This window comes from Bacillus sp. XB1, assembly GCF_053557995.1.
Map to the genome: position 1 here is coordinate 47,892 of NZ_JBNRIL010000006.1, position 19,924 is coordinate 67,815.

Here is a 19,924-nt window from a genome sequence, read left to right on the forward strand (position 1 = left end):
AGTAAGGTGAAAATAATATCACCTTACTTATTTTTCTATTCAGCAATTAGGGGAGTCATTAACAGGATGAAAAAAAGAAAAAGACTATGGAATTTATGGAAAACGATTACATTGTTAGTTTGTACAGTTGTAATTTTTTCTTTACTTGTGACAGATATATTAATTAGTCATAATGTAGAACGGACGACGGAGGATAGCCAAGCAGAGAAAGCAAAAACAATTGCACACATTGTGGCGAATGATTCGATTGTAATCGATGGTTTGGTTGGGAAAGCAGATACCTCTGCAATCCAAACGTATACAAATAGAATATTACAAAACACAGGTGTTCAATTTATTGTAGTTATGGACATGAATGGAATAAGAAAGTCACATCCAAATCCTCAAAAAATAGGGCATCATTTTATTGGGGGAGATGAAGGGCCTGCATTGAAAGGAAAAGAACATGTATCGTTAGCAGAAGGAACTTTAGGTATTTCCATGCGAGTGTTTGTACCAATATTTTCTGAAACAGGTGAACAACTTGGAGCAGTGGCTGTTGGTATTTCAGCAGATAATGTAAAAGAGAGAGTTAAGGAAAGTAGACATATCATTTATATTGGTGTCGGAGTGGGTGTATTAGTCGGAATTATAGGAGCAATATTGCTAGCTAGACATATAAAGAAAAGTTTATTCGGTCTTGAGCCGCACAGGATAGCAAAAATTCTTGAAGAAAGAAATACGATGCTACAATCTGTAAAGGAAGGTATTATTGCTGTAGATAAAGAGGCTAGAGTAACGTTAATTAATAATGAAGCGAAACGTCTATTTAAAAAAAGCGGACTTGAAGAAGATTTTATCGGTAAAGATGTTGAGTTGTATATGCCAAATTCACGTATAAAAGAAGTATTGCAAACGGGAGAAGTACAATTAAACGAAGAACAAAATATTTATGGAATTACGATTGTGACGAATCGAGTTCCTTTATATGTAAAAGGAGAAATAGTTGGTGCAATTGCAACATTTCGTGATAAAACAGAGATTAGAAAACTAGCAGAGGAACTAACTGGTATTAGACTATATGCAGAAGCATTACGGGCACAATCTCATGAGTTTATGAATAAGATGCATGTCGTATTAGGGCTTACACATATGAAACAGTATGAAGAATTACAGAAGTATATAAGCGGCATGGTATCAGAGCATCAATATGAAATTGGTGGAGTTATGAAAAGAATAAAAAGTCCAGTATTTGCTGGTTTTTTACTAGGTAAGCTCAGCTATGCTAGAGAGAAAAATATAAAATTAATTATAAGTGAAGATTCTTATATGCCGGAAATAGCTGATGAAAGTATTACTCATGAACTTATTACGATTGTCGGAAATTTAATTGATAATGCATTAGAAGCAGTGACGAATTGTGAAAAGAAGCAAGTTGAAGTTGAGATACAACATGGGGATATACTAACTATTACAGTACAAGATACGGGAAAAGGTATACAAGAAAAAGAAATAGAGGAATTATTTACGAAAGGTTATTCCACAAAGGGAGATAACCGCGGTTATGGTTTGTATCTTGTAAAAGAAAGTATACAGCGAATAAATGGGGAAATTCATATGCATTCATTAGTAGGAAAGGGAACAACGATAACAATTGAAATACCTAAAGGTAGGGATGAGAGGCAAATATGATTAAAGTTTTAATTGTAGAAGATGACCCGATGGTAGCAATGTTAAATACGCATTATTTAGAACAAGTAGGAGGGTTTGAACTTGTTCAAGCAGTTAACTCAGTAAAGTCAGCGATAGAAGTATTAGAGAAATCACGAGTAGATTTAGTATTACTTGATATTTTTATGCCTGAAGAGACTGGGTTTGAGCTTTTAATGTATATCCGGAACCAAGAAAAAGAAATCGATATAATGATGATTTCAGCTGTACATGATATGGGGAGTATTAAAAAAGCATTACAATATGGAGTTGTAGATTATTTAATTAAACCATTTACATTTGAACGATTTAAAGAGGCATTAACTATATATCGAGAAAAATTTACTTTCATGAAAGAACAACAAAAAATTAGTCAATCGGAATTAGATTCGTTAATTTTACAAAAAGAAAAAAGAGAGCCTACTGTCACTAAAGAGCTTCCGAAAGGTTTAACGAAGCAAACGTTGCAATTAATTTGGCAGAAGATCGAGTCTCTGAATGGAAGAGTATTTACAACAGATGAAATGGCACAATTAGTTGGAATTTCAAGAGTTTCTATTCGAAAATATGTAATGTTTCTGACTGACATTGGGGTGTTAGAAAACGAAATGATGTACCAACATGTGGGAAGACCTGTAAGTAAATTAAGATGTGTTGATCAAAAGAAAATAGAGTTTTACGTATAAGCGACTTAATATAAGTCGCTTATACTTTTTTTAATTACAAAATCAATTACAAAACTTACAAAAACTATTTTTACTATTGAAAGCGTTTTAATATTGTTATTAAGAAAACGAGGGGGTGCCATATGGGAATTCAAAAGAATGTGGAAGCGGTATCATTTTCTGAAGGAAATGAAGTACAAAGAGAATCTTTCGCTTCTAAAATTATGAATGTAAAAATCGGTGTTATACCTTTACCGTTATATGTAGTATTGGCTGCTATTATTTATGGGGCATCTGTATATAATAAATTGCCAGCAGATATGATTGGTGGATTTGCAGTTATTATGATCATGGGGATTTTCTTAGGTGATATTGGGATGAGAATTCCAATTTTAAAAAATATCGGCGGTCCAGCAATACTTTCGTTATTTATTCCATCATTACTTGTATTTTTTAACTGGATGAATCCAGCTTCAATGGAAGCTGCGACTATGTTAATGAAAAAATCGAACTTTTTATATTTATATATTTCTTGTTTAGTAGTCGGAAGTATTTTAGGAATGAACCGTAAAGTGTTAGTACAAGGTTTCGTTCGCATGTTTATTCCTTTAGTAGTAGGGACGTTAGCTTCTGTAGCAGTAGGATTATTGGTCGGTTCATTATTTGGATTTGAAATGAAGCACACATTCTTCTTTATCATCGTACCAATTGTGAGTGGTGGTATCGGGGAAGGGATTTTACCATTGTCGCTAGCTTATAGTGATATTTTAAATGAATCATCAGCAACGTTTGTATCACAGCTTATTCCAGCAGCTATTATTGGAAATATGTTCGCAATTGTAAGTGCAGGGTATATGAAGCGTTTAGGTGAGAAGAAACCGGAGCTTAGTGGTAACGGTGTATTAGTGAAAACAGACAATCAAGCAGAATTATTAAAAGAACAAAATACAGAGAAGCCAATTGACTTCTCATTAATGGGAGCAGGTTTATTAATTGCGTGTACGTTCTTCATCTTCGGAGGATTTGCTTCTAAGTTCATCGGTATTCCTGGGGCAATCATTATGATTTTCTCAGCAGCGCTTGTGAAATACTTTAAATTAATGCCAGCAAAAATGGAGCAAGGAGCATTCCATTTATATAAATTTATTTCGAAGAATTTAACTTGGCCTTTAATGGTTGGATTAGGATTGCTATATATTCCGTTAAAAGACGTAGCAGCAGTTCTTTCAGTAGGATATGTTGTTGTGTGCGCATCGGTTGTTCTTACAATGGTAGCATCAGGTTTTCTTGTAGGGAAAGTGATGAAGATGTATCCAGTTGAATCGGCGATTGTAACTGGATGTCATAGCGGTTTAGGTGGAACTGGAGATGTTGCTATTTTATCGGCTTCAAATCGTATGGAATTAATGCCGTTCGCGCAAATTTCGACTCGTTTAGGCGGGGCGGCAATGGTTGTAACGGCGACAATATTATTAAAGATGTTTTCATGATCAAACAAGCTAGCTATATTCATATAGCTAGCTTGTCAAATTAAGGGGAGATTATAAGTATGTTAGCAAATCAAATTAATGAAAGATCATTGTTATTGCATAAAGAATTAGTAGGGAAAATTGAAATTACAAGTAAAGTAGAAGTAAATTCAGCGGATGATTTAAGCCTGACGTATACACCAGGTGTAGCGGAGTCTTGCAAAGCAATTGCGGCAGATGAAGAAACGGTGTATGACTATACAGCACGTGGTAATATGGTGGCAGTTGTCTCAGATGGAACAGCGGTACTCGGTTTAGGAAACATTGGACCGAAAGCGGCTATGCCTGTTATGGAAGGAAAAAGTATTTTGTTTAAGAAGTTTGCGAATGTAGATGCTTTCCCATTATGTTTAGGCACAACGGATGTAGATGAAATCGTTACCCTTGTAAAAAATTTAGAGCCTACATTTGCAGGGATTAATTTAGAAGATATTGCAGCACCGCGTTGTTTTGAAATTGAAAAACGATTAAAAGAAGAAACGAATATTCCTGTATTCCATGATGATCAACATGGAACAGCTATTGTCGTTTTAGCAGCTGTTATTAATGCATTAAAAGTTGTTAGCAAACAAATGGATAATGTGAAAATCGTTATTAACGGTGCGGGTTCGGCAGGAATTGCAATTGGAAAATTATTATTAAAGGCTGGTGCAAAGCACATTACGCTAGTTAGCCTAGAAGGTATTGTTTGTGAAGGTGAAACATGGATGAACGAAGCACAAATTGAAGTTTCAAAAAAGACAAATCGTGAACATGTGCGTGGAACGTTAAAAGAAGCGATTAACCAAGCTGATATTTTTATTGGCGTATCTGCTCCTAACGTATTAACGAAAGAACTTGTACAGACGATGAATGAGAAAGCAATTGTGTTTGCAATGGCGAATCCAATTCCAGAAATCTTCCCTGAGGATGCATTAGAGGCTGGGGCAGCTGTAGTAGGAACTGGGCGCTCGGATTATGCGAATCAAGTAAATAATGTATTGGCGTTTCCCGGAATATTCCGCGGTGCGTTAGATGTGCGCGCAACTGATATTACAGAAGAGATGAAATTAGCGGCAGCATATGGGATCGCTAACATCATTACTGATGAAGAACGTAATGCGAATTATGTAATCCCGAATCCATTAGATAAAAGAGTTGTTCCAAGTGTTGCGGAAGCAGTAGCGAAAGCAGCTATTGATTCAGGCGTGGCACAAATTACGAAAATACCACGTTATTAATAGCTAAAAGCAGTGCCTAAAAGGCACTGCTTTTTTGAGATAAGAAATCAAAATAATGAAGAAGTGTAGAATTATTTATGTTTCTTCACTATTTATTTAATTCCATTGCAACTTGTTTACCATTCACTAAAACCTCAGTTATTGCTACGATTACTTCTATCATTTTTTTCATCTCTCATCTCTCCTCATTCATTTCTTACTTTAAGTATAAGAGAAGAGAGATAATTCAACTATCGAAGTACATGACGTAGAAATTACATTGTTGTAAGAAAGTGGTTTATTTTTGTCACTTTACTCAGCGGTGATTACAAACTGATCATAATATTTTTCATTCACATATATATTTAATAACCATAATCCAGATGAAGGTAGTGACATAGCGAGAGGGAGTTCGCTTGTAGTAGAATTGATTGTATTTGAAGTAGTCCAAGTTTGTTTGGAAATTTCTTTTTGAAAGAGTACTGGTGTTGGCGTTACAGATCCTTGTTTTAGCGCAATAATAGACAATTTTCCAGTTGGTATTTCAGAATCTAGAAAGTACCACATTATTTCATTTTGTTCATTTGCGATAATAGGACTATCAGCCATTGCGATTTTTCCTTCGATGCCTTTTAAAGGTATTTTTCCGTCTATGAATGAGGGTGCTTCTTCCCAATTTACATCTTTTAAAACACTAAGATGAAAGAAGGAAGGTGCGTTCACTTGATTGGACGTTGCGACAGCTTCAGTTTTAGATGCTTTTGAATCAGGTTGTGCTTGTGTGCATCCAGTGATGAGAAAGGAGAGAAGTAGCATAGTTCCGATTTTTTTCATGGTGCCACACTCCTAGTTTTTATTGTTAGTGTAATTGTATTTGCTAGAAGGCGGGACAATTCCTTTAAAATGTCAAAAGAGGTCGTAAGTTTTGTACGACCTCTTTTGACATTTTGTATCCCGTAAAAGCCCGATTGGTGTAGGTTAATAATCAGTGGGAGATAGCCCCACTAATTAAAGTTTCATTTTATATTTGTTCCGTTGTATAGGTTGGTTCGGTTTCTTTTTGGGGCATCGTCAAAAAAATAACGGATAGAACGATACATATGCCGCCTAATAATTGATATGCTCCAAAAGATTCACTTAGCCAAGTGATTGAAACGATGGCAGCTACAAGGGGTTCAATGCTAGATAAAATGCTTGTTTCTGTTGCTGCTAAATATTTAAGACTACCGATATACAGAAGGAAAGAAAGGGTACCACTAATAATGATAAGAATAAGCATAGAAAAAGTTTTTAGTGTAAAGGTTTGTGAAAATTGATTCCACCCGAATGAATGATTATAAATAAGTAGTGCAATTCCTCCGATTAACATCCCCCAACCAATTACTATAGTTGTTCCGCATGCTTTAATAAGCGAAGCTGGATGAAGGGTATAAAATGCAAATCCAATTGCTGTTAATAGTCCAAAAATAATAGCTTCTTTAGATAAAACAATATTTTCAATTGAGCCATTTGTAATAATAAAGTATGTTCCTATTAGCGCGGCTATAATTGCGAATAGTTGCATGGAAGCAGGGAATTTTCTTTGTTCAAATGCAACATACATGGTAATAAGAACAGGACCTAGAAATTGAAATAGCGTTGCTGTGACCGCGTTACTAATATGAACCGTTTCGATAAAGGCGTATTGCGCACCAAGCATGCCGAGAATAGAGAAAATAATAAGTTGTATAGAATATCTAGGGTGTTTCCAAATTTGAAATATGTTTTGTTTCTTTATAAGTAAGAAAGACAAAATAAATATTCCTGCAAGTAACAATCGAATTGTTAAAAAATCAATTGAGGATACATTAGTATGCTGAAATAGCCACTGAATCATTGGACCAGATAATCCCCATAATGTAGCCCCTGTAATAATCATAATGAGTCCGATACGTCTACCATTGTTCATTATCATGTTTCTCCTCTCCGGTATTTGATTTTTGATGTGTGACATGATAAAAGGAATTATATATAAAATCTGGTACTGTAAAAAGTATCAGATTTTAGTTTTATTAAGGGGTCAGATATTATGTTAGAATTAACGCCTAATTTAAATGTGAATAGTAAAAAGGCATTATATGTGCAATTGTATGAGTATATAAAAAAAGAGATTAAAGATGGATCGATTGTCCCTTTTACGAAATTACCGGCTAAGCGAAAGTTAGCGATACATTTACAAGTAAGTAAAAATACAGTAGAGGCAGCCTACGAACAATTACTTGCAGAAGGTTATATTGAATCGATATCGAGAAAAGGTTATTTTGTATGCAAGATTGAGCAAATGGTTCATGTAGAGGATAGCGAAGAGAGGATAGAAGAAGTCCCGTTTCAGGAGAAGCGTTATAAATTTGACTTTACACAAACAGGAATTGATACAAATGCTTTTCCATTTAATATGTATCGGAAAATTGTAAATGAAGTATGGCAACCGCATAATAACGAACTTCTCTTTCTAGGACACCCTCAAGGGGAAGCAAGCTTAAGAGAAGAGATTACGAATTATTTGTATGAATCTAGAGGTGTGCGTTGTTCAGCTAGTCAAATTGTATTAGGAGCGGGAACACAAATATTAGTGAAACTATTGTTTCAATTGTTAAAGGGAAGCAATTATGCAGTTGAAAACCCAGGGTATCATAGAAAGATGGTTGTTTTTGAACAGGGAGAAGCAAGAGTCCAAATGTTATCTTTAGATAGAGATGGAATTTGTATTGCAGATTTAGAAAATAGCAATGCGAATGTTGTATTTGTTACACCTTCCCATCAGTTTCCATATGGAATGATTATGCCTATTACGAGAAGGATGCAGCTTTTACAGTGGGCAAAGAAAGAAGAGAGCAGGTATATTATTGAAGATGATTATGATAGTGAATTTCGTTATTCTGGAAAACCTATACCGGCGCTGCAAGGGTTAGATACAGAGGGGAAAGTTATTTATATGGGGACGCTATCTAAAGCATTATTGCCATCGCTACGGATGAGCTATATGGTGTTGCCGAAGAAATTAATTAAAAAGTATCAACAGCAATATTTATTTTATACACAAAGTGTTTCAAGAATAGATCAAGAAGTGATTAGAAGATTTTTAAATGAAGGATATTGGGAAAAACATATTCATAAAATGCGTGTTGTCTACCGAAAGAAGAGAGATAGACTTGTTTTTGAAATAGAGAAGTATTTCTCTAATCGTGTTGAAGTGATAGGAGAAGATTCCGGATTACACATTTTATTAAAAGTGCATAATGGAATGCAGGAAGAAGAATTAATTCAAGAAGCTGCGAAATATAGTATTAAAATATATCCTGTGTCTACGTACTATAAAGACGGTACGGCGCCTGAGAGTGTAGTTTTACTTGGGTTTGCGATATTATCAGAGGAAGAGATTGCGAAAGCGATTCAATTATTACACACGGCATGGTTTACAAGAAAGTAAAAAACATCCTCCAAACATGAGGATGTTTTTTATTATTTATTTTCATCTAAGAATAAGACCATATGCTCTTCGTCCCAATATTGTCCGTTATATTTTAATGAACGTTCTTGTACACCGAATGTTTTAAAACCTAATGATTCATAAAGTTTTTTCGCTCCATCGTTGCCAACAACAACATCAAGCATAACTTGTTCTACTTCTAAAGATTTAGCAAGCTCAAGACATTCTTTAATAAGTGCTTTTCCTGCTCCAAGTCCGCGTGCTTTTGGAGATACATATACAGAACCGATTTTAGCTTTATGTTCTTGTTTTACATATGGTTTCGTTTCCAGTGTTGCAACCCCGATTAATTTTCCATCTTTAAATGCACCTAGCGTATAGTTTTCATCTTGTGCTAATTTTTGTGCTTTATATTCAATCGCACACTCTTTATTAATAATATCTTCATAAGAAGAGCTGAATGCTTCAGGGTTTTGCTTTAATCCTTCTACGCGAAGTTCTAAGTAAATTTCTGCTTCGTCTTTTGTTAATACATGGATATCCAATTATATCACCCTCCAAATCTTTGCAAATGTACCTTTATTTTATATTGAAATAAGAATAATTTCAAAAGCTTAGCTTATATGAGCTGTTTTTATGAACAAAATAACACCAGTAGTGTTTACTACTACTGGTGTTTTCACACGCATATTATTCAAAAGGTAGCTTGATTATAAAGTTTGTTCCCGCTCCTAATTGGCTTGTTACTAGAATAGAACCGTTATGCAATTCTACAATTTCCTTTGCAACAGCTAGCCCGATGCCTTTTCCGCCTGTAGCTCGTGTTCTAGATTTATCAACACGATAAAAACGGTCAAAAATATGCGGGATATCTTCTTCAGGAATACCTTCACCTTCATCTTGTACACTTATTGTAAAAGAATCTGTTTCCATGAGTACACGTATCGTAATGGATGTGTTTTCTGGCGAATGTTGATAAGCGTTGTGTAATAAATTTAACATAACTTGTTCCATACGTCTTTCGTCTATACAAACTTCTAAATCATCTTTGCAATATACGTGAAGTTGCATTTGCTTATTCGTTAATGTTGTTTTTGTTTTTTCAACCATTCGTTCTAAAAATGGCTGAAGAAGCACTTTTTGTTTTTTTATAACAAATTGGTGTTGTTCTAATTGTACAAGCATAAATAAATCTTGGACGAGATCGGTTACACTATCCGTTTCATCCTCAATGATTTGTAAGTATTCTTCTCGCTCCTCTTTTGTTAAAGAGTCTCTCTTTGCTACCTTTGCATAACCTTTCATATAGGTCAATGGAGTTAATAGTTCATGAGCGACACTAGCGAGAAATTCATTGCGCTCTTTTTTCATATACGTAAGTTCACTCGATAAATCTTCAATTGTTTTTGCTAAACTTCCGAGTTCATCATTCCGTTTAATACCTAATTGAATTGGCTTATTTAATTTTGACATTTTTTCTGTCGCTCTCTTCATTTTTACAAGTGGTTCTGTAATAACGCGTGAAAAAACAAAGACAGAAATTGTTGTTAAAATAATTGTTAAAACGCTAATGATAAGAAATTGGTTCATGAGTTTAAGTAACATATTTTCTAGGAAAGATGTTTTTAATAGCATATATAGCTTTCCTTGAAACTTTGTTGTGTTAAGTGGGCTTACTGTTGTGATGAACTTTGATTTTTTCCAGTTCCTTTCAACGACCAATCCGCCGTCTGGGACAGTTTCTGTTTTACAAGTAAGTTGTTTTTGCATATCTTTTGTTACGGGTTCTGAGGTGGAAATAATTTTGCCGTTATGGTCAGTAATAATGATAGCTATATCGGAGTTAGAAATTGATTCCGATTCAACTAAGTGTGCAGCCTCATTCGTAATATCGAATTCAGGATACACAGGGCGTTTAGGACTTTTATTATGTTCAGCGTGTTTCATTTCTTTATAATATTCATCCCGTCTCTCGCGGCTTTTAATTTTTTTACTATAGCGATTACCTTTCTCTAAAAGAGCATCTGTTTCCTCTACAATACGCATTTTTGAAAGGCTTTTATAAAAAGATACGAAAGCAATTGTTTCAATACATAAAGCTAATATTAAAAAGTATGTCCCAATTTTAAGGGAAAGTTTACTCATTTTTTCACCATACCTTATTCATAATAAAGAGTCAGTGGTATACGATTTCCCACTGACCGAAGTAATTATTCACTTTTCCATTTATATCCGACTTTATAGACCGTTTCTAGGTAATCTTCAATTGGAAATCCTTTTTTGCGTAGTTTATCACGGATATTACGAATGTGTGAATCAATTGTTCTATATTCGATATCTGTTTCATAGCCCCAAATTTTTTCGATTAAATCATCTCGGCTATAAGCACGGTTTGTATTTTGCAAAAATAGTCCGAGTAACGAAAATTCGATAGGAGTTAATGAGATTTTTTCATCATAAACTGTGACAGTATGTTTCGTTTTATCCCACTCAATACCATTGAAACTAACAAAGCCATCTTTTTTTGTACGGCGTAATATAGCCTCGATTCGTGCGACTAATACATGCTCATCAAATGGTTTTGTAATATAATCATCTGCGCCCATCGTGAGGCCTTTCACCATATCGTAGTTTTGATTACGAGCTGTTAACATAATGATAGGAACATTGGAAATTTGACGAATTTGATAGCAAGTATCCCATCCATCCATATTTGGCATCATAACATCTAATAAAATAATATCGAATTCTTTTTGTTCGATTAAATTTAGTGCTTCAAGGCCAGAGGTAGCTTTCATGCAAAAATAGCCGCGAGGGCTTAAGAACAGATCTAATAATCGTAACATACGTTCTTCATCGTCTACTAATAAAATTTTTACCATAATCTTGTGCACCCCAAACTGTTCATTCTACTTGTATAGTTTACATGAAAATAATAAAAAACTCTTTTTATGTGATTGAGTGGAAGAGTTATTTTTCGCTCAGAGTAATTGACATAAAAAATGCACTAGTTTTGCACAACTATTTTTTATAATAGAAAACGTAGCGACACAAAATACCCTATGTTGCGACATAACGTCATGTCATTTTATTTATAAAATGACAATTCCATTCTATTGTGTATGTGAGATAGAGAGGGTTTTCGTATTCACCTCGCATCGGATAAGAAAAATTTCCTATCTCACACTTTTTTTAAAAGGAGATCATACACATGAATTCAAAAGAAGAAATTTCAAAAAAAGAAAAGCAAGATCGTAATACGGTTGTCATGTGCGTTGCCGTATCTATGGTTATTATTATAAGTTGCGTAAATAAAATTTTGGGGATTTTATAATATAAAAAAAGCTGATTGCTTCTTAAGAAGCAATCAGCTTTTTTCATTGTTAGGGGAGTATTCCTATATGATAAACCAAGGTAAAATTGCTAACCCAGAAGTTACAATTGCTGTAGTAAATATTAAAAGCATAGCTCGTTTGTTTTGTTTCATATCACATTCTCCTCTACATATCAAGTACATGCGATCGGCGTGGGATGTAGTTCCCCACTGAGTAAAGTTTCACTTTATATTTTTAGTATAATGAATGGTAAGGATTGGTACGATCGATAAAGGTGACATGAAGATTACATTGTTGTAATGTAAAAAAACATCTTTCTTATTAAGAAAGATGTTTTTGGAAAACTACCCCGCTATTTGTGGGCAGTAACTCCCACCTTAAAATTCAGCGAATGCGAGGGAGTTAGGTGGGCGATAACTGCCCGTAAAAGCCCGATTGGTTCAACTAATACTCAGTAGGGGATGGAAAAAACACTGAGTAAAGTTTCACTTTATATTGAAGTATTAATCATTTAAGAACAGAACCATATGTTCCTCGTCCCAATATTGACCATTGTGTTTTAATGAACGCTCTTGTACGCCGTAAGTTTGGAAACCTAATGACTCATATAATTTTTTTGCACCAACGTTACCAACTACAACATCAAGCATGAGTTGTTCTACATGTAATTTATCGGCATTTTCAATAATTGCTTTAATTAGAGCTCGTCCTGCTCCGAGACCACGTGCTTTTGGGGAAACAAAAACGGAGCCAATTTTTGCTTTATGTTCTTGTTTAATAAATGGTTTTGTTTCTAAAGTAGCGATACCAATTAAATCATTATCTTTGAAGACACCTAGAGTATACTTATCCGGATTGCTTAATCGTTTAGCCATAGCAGCCACAGGATTTTCATGTTTAAGAACATCTTCATAAGAAGAGCTAAAAGCTTCCGGATTCTTCGTTAAACCTTCCATACAAACTTTTAAATATATTTCTGCGTCCTCTGTTGTTAATAAGCGAATTTCCATAGTTGTAACCTCCCTGGTGGATTTCAAATAAATCCATTACTTTTATAAGATTGAGTATATGTTTTGTTAGTATTCTCTTTTAATTTGTAAAAGAATGAAAAGATATATGCTACAATGTTTTGTTTTAATTATGTAATGAAATTATATATTAACTTTGTTAACTATTCAAGTGTTTAATATGTTACATTTTTATAACTAAAATAACTCCTCGATTGAGGAGTTATTTTTTAAACATTGGATTGATAGCCATCAATTCGTTTTGGATGTGTGTAAATATTACAAGATTCATTTCTAATAAACCCTACGACTGTAATGCCTAAATCATGGGCAAGTTGCAATGCCAGTTTTGTTGGAGCGGATTTAGATAGAACAATTTCACATCCGATTTTTGAAACTTTGAGTAAAATTTCGGATGAAATACGTCCGCTAAATGCGATAATTTTTCCTTTAATGGATATATCGTTACGCAAACAATGACCATATATTTTATCTAATGCATTATGTCTTCCAATATCCATTCTTGATAGGAGGATATTGTTTCGATCACATAGCGCGGTATTGTGAACACCGCCAGTTTGGCGAAATGTAGTAGAAGATTGTTGCAAGGTATTCATTAAGTGAAAGCATTCTTCAGGAGTAATTTTTACATGTATATCATGTAAGTCTTTTGCTTTTGCTGCGTCGTTTACGAAAATAAAACCTTGTCTACCTTTTCCACAGCAAGAAGTGATGTATCGTTTATTATATAAAGTTTGATAGAGCGGATTCACTTTTGATGATTTTACATGGACAATTCCGTTATCTTTTTGAACCCATAGTTCTTCAACATCTTTATAGGAAGAAATAATCCCCTCAGAAATTAAAAAACCAATTACCATATCTTCAATATAATTTGATGTGCATACGACTGTTACATATTCTTCACCATTCAACTTAATAGTAATAGGAGATTCTGTAACAATCTCATCAAGCTGTTTTGAAAATGTACCAGATTGATAGCGTACAATTGTATAAGTCTCTTGCGTAGGCCCCATATTAAATTCCCCTTTTATATGTATTTCTCTCCCACATTTATCATAAAACAATGGGAAAAATAAAAACACCTATTAACAAGAAGATCACAGATTATTTTGGTTATTATTGTATATGTACGATATAATAGAACTGTAGAATAGTGATAATTTCAAGCTTTCGTAGTTATACCTTATAACATCTAGAATCGACTTCATAAGAAAGTATTTGGGTAGAGCGTTTCAAAAATATGTACAGTAATGCGATTTTGAAAACGGATTCATAATTGTGTTGTACAGTTGGTTGTAAGGAGAGGGGAAACTATGGCAGAACAGACAGTCCGTGTAACCGTCGATGGTAAAGAATTTTCTGCATCAGGTGAAAAGACGATACTACAATTATTTAACGAGAGTAATTTGGAACATCCTCAAATTTGTCATGTACCAGAAGTAGATCCAATTCAAACTTGTGATACGTGTATTGTAGAAGTAAATGGGAAGTTAATGCGTGCTTGTTCAACGAAATTAGAGAACGGTATGCATATCGAAAGACAGTCCCAGCGTGCAAAAGAGGCACAGACTGAGGCAATGGATCGAATATTAGAGAATCATCTACTGTATTGTACCGTTTGTGATAACAATAATGGTAACTGTAAAGTCCACAATACAGTACATATGATGGGAATTGAGGAACAGAAATATCCGTATGAGCCAAAAGTAAGTGCGTGTGAAGTGGATATGTCACATCCGTTTTATCGGTATGATCCAAATCAATGTATTGCTTGTGGGCAGTGTGTAGAAGTATGTCAAAACTTACAAGTGAATGAAACTATATCGATTGATTGGAGCTTAGACCGTCCACGTGTTATATGGGACAATGGTGTAAGTATAAATGACTCATCTTGTGTAAGTTGTGGGCAGTGTGTAACAGTATGTCCATGTAATGCGTTAATGGAAAAAACAATGCTGGGTGAAGCTGGATTCATGACAGGATTGAAACCGGATGTGTTAGATCCGATGATTGATTTTGTAAAGGATGTAGAACCTGGATATAGTAGTATTTTAGCAGTTTCAGAAGTAGAGGCTGCGATGCGTAAGACGAAAGTGAATAAAACAAAAACAGTTTGTACATTTTGTGGTGTAGGTTGTTCATTTGAAGTATGGACGAAAGACCGCCACATTTTGAAAGTACAGCCTGTTTCAGATGCGCCGGTTAACGGTATTTCCACATGTGTAAAAGGCAAATTTGGATGGGATTTTGTAAACAGTGAAGATCGTATTACAAAGCCATTAATTCGCCAAGGAGATATGTTTGTTGAAGCTTCATGGGAAGAGGCTCTTGAAGTTGTTGCATCCAATATGCAGCATATTAAATCAGAATATGGAAGTGATGCATTTGGATTTATTTCTTCTTCGAAAGTAACGAATGAAGAAAATTATCTTATGCAAAAACTAGCCCGTCAAATATATGGAACGAATAATGTAGACAACTGTTCCCGTTATTGTCAATCTCCAGCAACAGACGGTTTATTTAAAACTGTCGGTATGGGCGGGGACGCTGGAACAGTGAAAGATATTGCGGAAGCAGGCCTTGTCATTATCGTTGGAGCAAATCCAACAGAAGGACATCCTGTACTTGCAACGCGTGTAAAACGTGCACATAAATTACATGACCAAAAATTAATTGTGGCAGACCTTCGTAAACATGAAATGGCAGAGCGTGCGGATTTATTCATTCATCCGCGCCAAGGAACTGATTACGTATGGCTCGCTGGTATTACGAAATATATTATTGATCAAGATTGGCACGATAAAAAGTTCATAGCTGAAAATGTGAAGAATTTTGATGAATATAGCAAAATGGTAGAAAAGTATACGCTTGATTATACAGAAGAAATCACGGGGATTTCGAAAGAAAATCTGAAAGAAATGGCTCGTATGGTATATGAAGCAGATGGTACTTGTGTACTTTGGGGAATGGGTGTAACTCAAAATACTGGAGGAAGTACAACTTCAGCAGCAATTTCAAATCTATTGCTTGTTACGGGTAACTATCGTCGTCCTGGTGCAGGAGCATACCCATTACGCGGACATAATAACGTACAAGGCGCTTGTGATATGGCAACATTACCAAACTGGCTTCCAGGTTACCAAGCGGTTTCAGATGATGCGCTCCGTGCGAAATTTGAAAAAGCATACGGTACTACAATTCCGAAAGCACCAGGCTTAAATAATATTGCAATGTTACTTGCGGCAGATGAAGGAAAACTGCGTGGTATGTATGTTATGGGTGAAGAAATGGCTTTAGTAGATTCGAATGCCAACCATGTACAACATATTTTAGCGAATTTAGATTTCCTTGTTGTTCAAGATATGTTCTTATCGAAAACAGCTCGTTTTGCTGATGTTATTTTACCAGCGGCACCAAGCTTAGAAAAAGAAGGAACGTTTACAAATACAGAGCGCCGCATTCAAAGATTATATGAAGTATTGAAGCCGCTTGGTGATTCAAAACCAGACTGGTGGATTTTACAAAAAGTTGCTCGTGCACTAGGTGGGGATTGGAATTATGAAAGTCCAAGTGAAATTATGGACGAAATCGCGTCACTTGCACCGTTATACTCTCAAGCAACGTACGACCGTCTAGAAGGATGGAATAGTTTATGTTGGGGTAGTCATGATGGTAGCGATACACCGCTATTATATGTAGACGGATTTAACTTCCCAGATAAACTCGCTCGTTTATCATTAGATGAATGGGTACCACCAGTTGTAGCACCAGATGAGTATGATTTACTTTTAAATAATGGTCGTATGTTAGAACATTTCCATGAAGGAAATATGACGAATAAATCGGCTGGTATTTTATCTAAAGTATCTGAAGTGTTCGTTGAAATCTCGCCTGAACTTGCCCTAGAGCGCAATGTGAAAGATGGTGGTCTTGTAGAATTAGCATCACCATTTGGGAAAATTAAAGTACAGGCACTTGTTACAGATCGTGTAACGGGGAAAGAGCTATATTTACCGATGCATGCAACGGTAAATGAAGAGGCAATCAATATTTTAACTGGAACGGCGACAGATCTTTATACGTGTACACCAGCGTATAAACAAACGATGGTAAAGATGCGTGTACTACGTGAAAAAGGGAATCGTCCGTTACCATCTTCAAACCCGAGAGATAAAAAGCGTAATCCGCAAAATGGTGTTGAAATCCAGCAAAAATGGCAAAGAAAACAATACGTATCACTTGTGGACTAGGGGGCGGAGATAGTGGCGAAAGAAATTACTGTAATTAAAAAGAAAGTTGTAACAGAGGAAGAACAGAAACAGCAAGTAGCAGATGAACTTCTAAATGAGTTATCTAATAATCGTGAAGCAGTAGAAGAAACGATGCAGCTTTTAGCACAGTTGCAGAAGGCTGGTATATTAGATGCAGCAATTAGTTTACTTGCTGCGAAGGAAGATGTTTCAAAAATCGCTGTGGAGCAATTAAATCGTGAACCAGTTAAAAATGCACTCAACAATATGATGGGGGCAGGAGAAGCGTTATCTTCAGTTGATCCAGAAATAACGAAGCAAATTACGTCAAGTTTAGTTACAGGATTGCAATTTGCAACAGATGAATTAAATAGTGGTAAAAAAACAAAAGTAATGGATTTCTTTAAAGTATTAAAAGATCCAGATATCAATAGAGCTATTACATTCGGTTTTAGCTTTTTGAAAGCATTTGGACAAGGCCTAGAGAAAAAATAGAATAAATGAAAAAGTGATGGGAAGTAGCCATCACTTTTTTCATTATATGTATAAGAGTGTTCATGTTAAGCGGAATATATTATTATTAAAAAGATGGATTAGAACTTGAAATATGGAATCCATCTCAAATACCGTTTTAGAATTTGGAGGAATATATGCAACACCGTAAAAAACTATCTATACCAGGAGTAATGAGACATTCCTTTCAAACAGTTAAATTTGCTTTTTGGAATGTATTAACTTTTCAACTTGCTTATAAATTATTAGCAGCGATTGTGTTTGTTCCACTATTTGGAATCATTTTTAATAAGTTATTGTATTTTGCTGGTTATGCAAATGCGACAAATGATGAATTATTAGCGTTTTTAAAGACGCCTTATGGCATCTTAGCAATCGTAATTTTATCATTGTTAGCACTGTTTCTTATCTTTACAGAATTTGCAGTGCTTATTATTATTTCGTATTTCGCTCATAAAAGACAGAAGGTGAAATTACGTCCGATTTTATATAAAACGGTAACGTATTTACCTACTCTTTTCACATATTGCTTACCAGGATTTATTTTATATGCTGTCGTATTGTTGCCTCTTTTAAATATGGGATATGAAACGGCATTAATCCCGCAAATTCAAATTCCTAACTTTATTACAGGAGAACTGTTTAAGACAACGATGGGACAAGTTGGTTATTACACGTTCTTTGCTGTAGTCGCGTATTTGAATCTTCGATGGATTTTCGTTCTACCCATTGTTGTTTTAGAGCAAAAACCATTTCGCGTGGCAGCACGTAAAAGTGCAACTTTAGTAAAGGAAAGCTTTTTTAAAGTACTATTCTTTTTAGTAGGATTTTTTATTTCAATTGGAATTGTATATGTCGTGTTTTTGGGAATATATTTATTGTGCCTATGGGGTGTTTATGAATTTACAAACCCGAAAGGAACATTTGCATTATTAGCTGAATCAACGATTTCTGTATTTTTAACGAGCACATTGTATTTATTCAGCTTTATCGTGACGCCATTTTATATTATGGCGATTACGCGATTATACTTACAAAAGGTACCGGTTGAGGATGTTTTATTAGAAGAAGGATTAGATTATTCGAAAACGAAAGCAGATAAATGTTTCTTCCAAAAACATCGTTGGAAATTCATTGGCGTATACATTGTAGGAATTATTACTGCCGGAATGGTCGTTGCTTTCATTGTAACGTTTATTTCAAATTCATATAAAGAACCGATTATTATGGCGCACCGCGGGTATATATCAAAAGGTGTAGAAAATACGAAAGAAGCTGTGCAAGGTGCTATTGATGCAAAAGCAGACTACGCTGAAATAGATGTATTACAAACGAAAGACGGTGAACTAGCGGTTATACATGATTTGAAGCTGAAACGTCTCGCAAATGCCAATGTGCATGTGTCAGATTTAACGATGGCTGAGTTAAGGCAGCTTACCCTTAGTCAAGATGGACTTTCAGGACAAATAAGTACACTTGATGAAATCATTAAGCTAGCAAATGGCAAAATCAAACTTAATATAGAAGTGAAGCTTCATGGGGGCGAAAAAGATTTTGTAAACAAAGTCTTAAAAACGATTAAAGATAATGAATTTGAGAAGCAATGTGTAATTCAAACGTTACACTATCCACTTATTAAAGAGTTTAAGCGTGCAAATCCAGATATAAAAGTAGGGTATATATTGTATGCAAGTAGAGCTAACTTAAAGAATGTGAAGGCTGACTTTTACGTAGCAGAAGAATATATGTTAAATAAGAAATTAGTAAAAGAAGCAAGGAAGTTAAACAAACCAATTTACGTATGGACAGTAAATGATATGGAAAATTTAAAGGCATATTATAAGTTGAACGTAGATGGTATCATAACCGATTACCCTGAAGATGCACGTGAAACAATTAAGATGTTAAAAGAGCAAGAAGCGGAAGAAAGTGATCTGTTTGATAAAATTACTGAAACGACAGATGATTTATTTTCTAAGTTATTTATAAGTTACCCAGCTGCTAGCTAAATGCTAGCAGCTATTTTTTTTGAAAAGAATATATCTCTAAAGTATTGAGTAAAATAATAACTGTATATGTATACGTTATCGCTTAGGTTTCTTACAATGTTAAATTATTGTCAAATAATAAAAGGTTACTGTTTATTTTGAAGAGGTATAATAAAAATAGAGTGATAGATAATGAAATGTCACGAAACCCCCAATAGAATCAATGTTTTATATATTTACACTATTCTAAATATAT

General features: G+C 34.7%; 16 protein-coding genes. 9 read left to right on the forward strand and 7 right to left on the reverse strand.

The window, feature by feature from the left end; translation table 11 throughout:
• Positions 1 to 66 precede the first annotated feature (66 nt).
• The 4 genes from ACK1U5_RS25445 to ACK1U5_RS25460 all read left to right on the forward strand — a co-directional run bounded on the left by ACK1U5_RS25445 (position 67) and on the right by ACK1U5_RS25460 (position 5,103).
• A complete protein-coding gene (locus ACK1U5_RS25445) occupies positions 67 to 1,671 on the forward strand; it encodes a sensor histidine kinase (protein ID WP_069605048.1) in 1,605 nt (534 codons plus the stop codon).
• Entirely contained in the window at positions 1,668 to 2,375 is a 708-nt protein-coding gene (locus ACK1U5_RS25450; RefSeq protein WP_000598689.1) for a response regulator, read from the forward strand. The genes ACK1U5_RS25445 and ACK1U5_RS25450 overlap by 4 nt, the downstream gene beginning before the upstream one ends.
• 122 nt (positions 2,376 to 2,497) lie before the next feature.
• Positions 2,498 to 3,844 carry a 2-hydroxycarboxylate transporter family protein gene (locus ACK1U5_RS25455; RefSeq protein ID WP_000512722.1) on the forward strand — a complete coding sequence of 449 codons (1,347 nt, stop codon included), beginning with the start codon at positions 2,498 to 2,500 and terminating at the stop codon, positions 3,842 to 3,844.
• A gap of 59 nt (positions 3,845 to 3,903) precedes the next feature.
• Positions 3,904 to 5,103: an NAD(P)-dependent malic enzyme gene (locus ACK1U5_RS25460; RefSeq protein ID WP_000880782.1), complete on the forward strand. Its 1,200-nt coding sequence runs from the start codon at positions 3,904 to 3,906 to the stop codon at positions 5,101 to 5,103.
• A 291-nt stretch (positions 5,104 to 5,394) separates the two neighbouring features.
• On the opposite strand, the gene ACK1U5_RS25465 is transcribed toward ACK1U5_RS25460, so the two are convergent.
• Both ACK1U5_RS25465 and ACK1U5_RS25470 read right to left on the reverse strand, forming a co-directional pair.
• Positions 5,395 to 5,916, reverse strand: a complete 522-nt coding sequence (locus tag ACK1U5_RS25465; protein ID WP_000719682.1) for a DUF4871 domain-containing protein — start codon at positions 5,914 to 5,916, stop codon at positions 5,395 to 5,397.
• A gap of 187 nt (positions 5,917 to 6,103) precedes the next feature.
• A complete protein-coding gene (locus tag ACK1U5_RS25470) occupies positions 6,104 to 7,030 on the reverse strand; it encodes a DMT family transporter (protein ID WP_001059051.1) in 927 nt (308 codons plus the stop codon).
• 120 nt (positions 7,031 to 7,150) lie between these two features.
• Between ACK1U5_RS25470 and pdxR the strand changes: the two genes are divergently transcribed.
• Positions 7,151 to 8,551, forward strand: a complete 1,401-nt coding sequence (pdxR, locus tag ACK1U5_RS25475; RefSeq protein ID WP_000891927.1) for a MocR-like pyridoxine biosynthesis transcription factor PdxR — start codon at positions 7,151 to 7,153, stop codon at positions 8,549 to 8,551.
• A 32-nt stretch (positions 8,552 to 8,583) separates the two neighbouring features.
• Here pdxR and ACK1U5_RS25480 read toward each other — a convergent pair whose 3' ends face one another.
• The 3 genes from ACK1U5_RS25480 to ACK1U5_RS25490 all read right to left on the reverse strand — a co-directional run bounded on the left by ACK1U5_RS25480 (position 8,584) and on the right by ACK1U5_RS25490 (position 11,433).
• The gene (locus tag ACK1U5_RS25480) at positions 8,584 to 9,096 is read right to left on the reverse strand and encodes a GNAT family N-acetyltransferase (protein WP_000351212.1); all 513 of its coding nucleotides are present in this window, start codon (positions 9,094 to 9,096) and stop codon (positions 8,584 to 8,586) included.
• A 145-nt stretch (positions 9,097 to 9,241) separates the two neighbouring features.
• Positions 9,242 to 10,696 carry a HAMP domain-containing sensor histidine kinase gene (locus ACK1U5_RS25485; RefSeq protein ID WP_000041027.1) on the reverse strand — a complete coding sequence of 485 codons (1,455 nt, stop codon included), beginning with the start codon at positions 10,694 to 10,696 and terminating at the stop codon, positions 9,242 to 9,244.
• Between the two features lie 65 nt (positions 10,697 to 10,761).
• The gene (locus ACK1U5_RS25490) at positions 10,762 to 11,433 is read right to left on the reverse strand and encodes a response regulator transcription factor (protein ID WP_000238959.1); all 672 of its coding nucleotides are present in this window, start codon (positions 11,431 to 11,433) and stop codon (positions 10,762 to 10,764) included.
• A gap of 329 nt (positions 11,434 to 11,762) precedes the next feature.
• Between ACK1U5_RS25490 and ACK1U5_RS25495 the strand changes: the two genes are divergently transcribed.
• Positions 11,763 to 11,885 (forward strand): hypothetical protein, encoded by a 123-nt coding sequence (locus tag ACK1U5_RS25495; protein WP_001085006.1) that lies wholly within the window; start codon positions 11,763 to 11,765, stop codon positions 11,883 to 11,885.
• 504 nt (positions 11,886 to 12,389) lie between these two features.
• On the opposite strand, the gene ACK1U5_RS25500 is transcribed toward ACK1U5_RS25495, so the two are convergent.
• Positions 12,390 to 12,896 (reverse strand): GNAT family N-acetyltransferase, encoded by a 507-nt coding sequence (locus tag ACK1U5_RS25500; RefSeq protein WP_000405884.1) that lies wholly within the window; start codon positions 12,894 to 12,896, stop codon positions 12,390 to 12,392.
• Between the two features lie 227 nt (positions 12,897 to 13,123).
• Entirely contained in the window at positions 13,124 to 13,930 is an 807-nt protein-coding gene (fdhD, locus tag ACK1U5_RS25505; RefSeq protein WP_069605030.1) for a formate dehydrogenase accessory sulfurtransferase FdhD, read from the reverse strand.
• Positions 13,931 to 14,230: 300 nt separating this feature from the next.
• Between fdhD and fdhF the strand changes: the two genes are divergently transcribed.
• From fdhF to ACK1U5_RS25520, 3 genes are all read left to right on the forward strand, one after another.
• Positions 14,231 to 17,167, forward strand: a complete 2,937-nt coding sequence (gene fdhF, locus ACK1U5_RS25510; RefSeq protein ID WP_000840682.1) for a formate dehydrogenase subunit alpha — start codon at positions 14,231 to 14,233, stop codon at positions 17,165 to 17,167.
• 12 nt (positions 17,168 to 17,179) lie between these two features.
• Positions 17,180 to 17,662: a DUF1641 domain-containing protein gene (locus tag ACK1U5_RS25515; protein ID WP_001040540.1), complete on the forward strand. Its 483-nt coding sequence runs from the start codon at positions 17,180 to 17,182 to the stop codon at positions 17,660 to 17,662.
• A 155-nt stretch (positions 17,663 to 17,817) separates the two neighbouring features.
• On the forward strand, positions 17,818 to 19,689 hold the full coding sequence (locus ACK1U5_RS25520; protein WP_001164705.1) for a glycerophosphodiester phosphodiesterase: 1,872 nt from the start codon (positions 17,818 to 17,820) through the stop codon (positions 19,687 to 19,689).
• Positions 19,690 to 19,924: the final 235 nt, after the last annotated feature.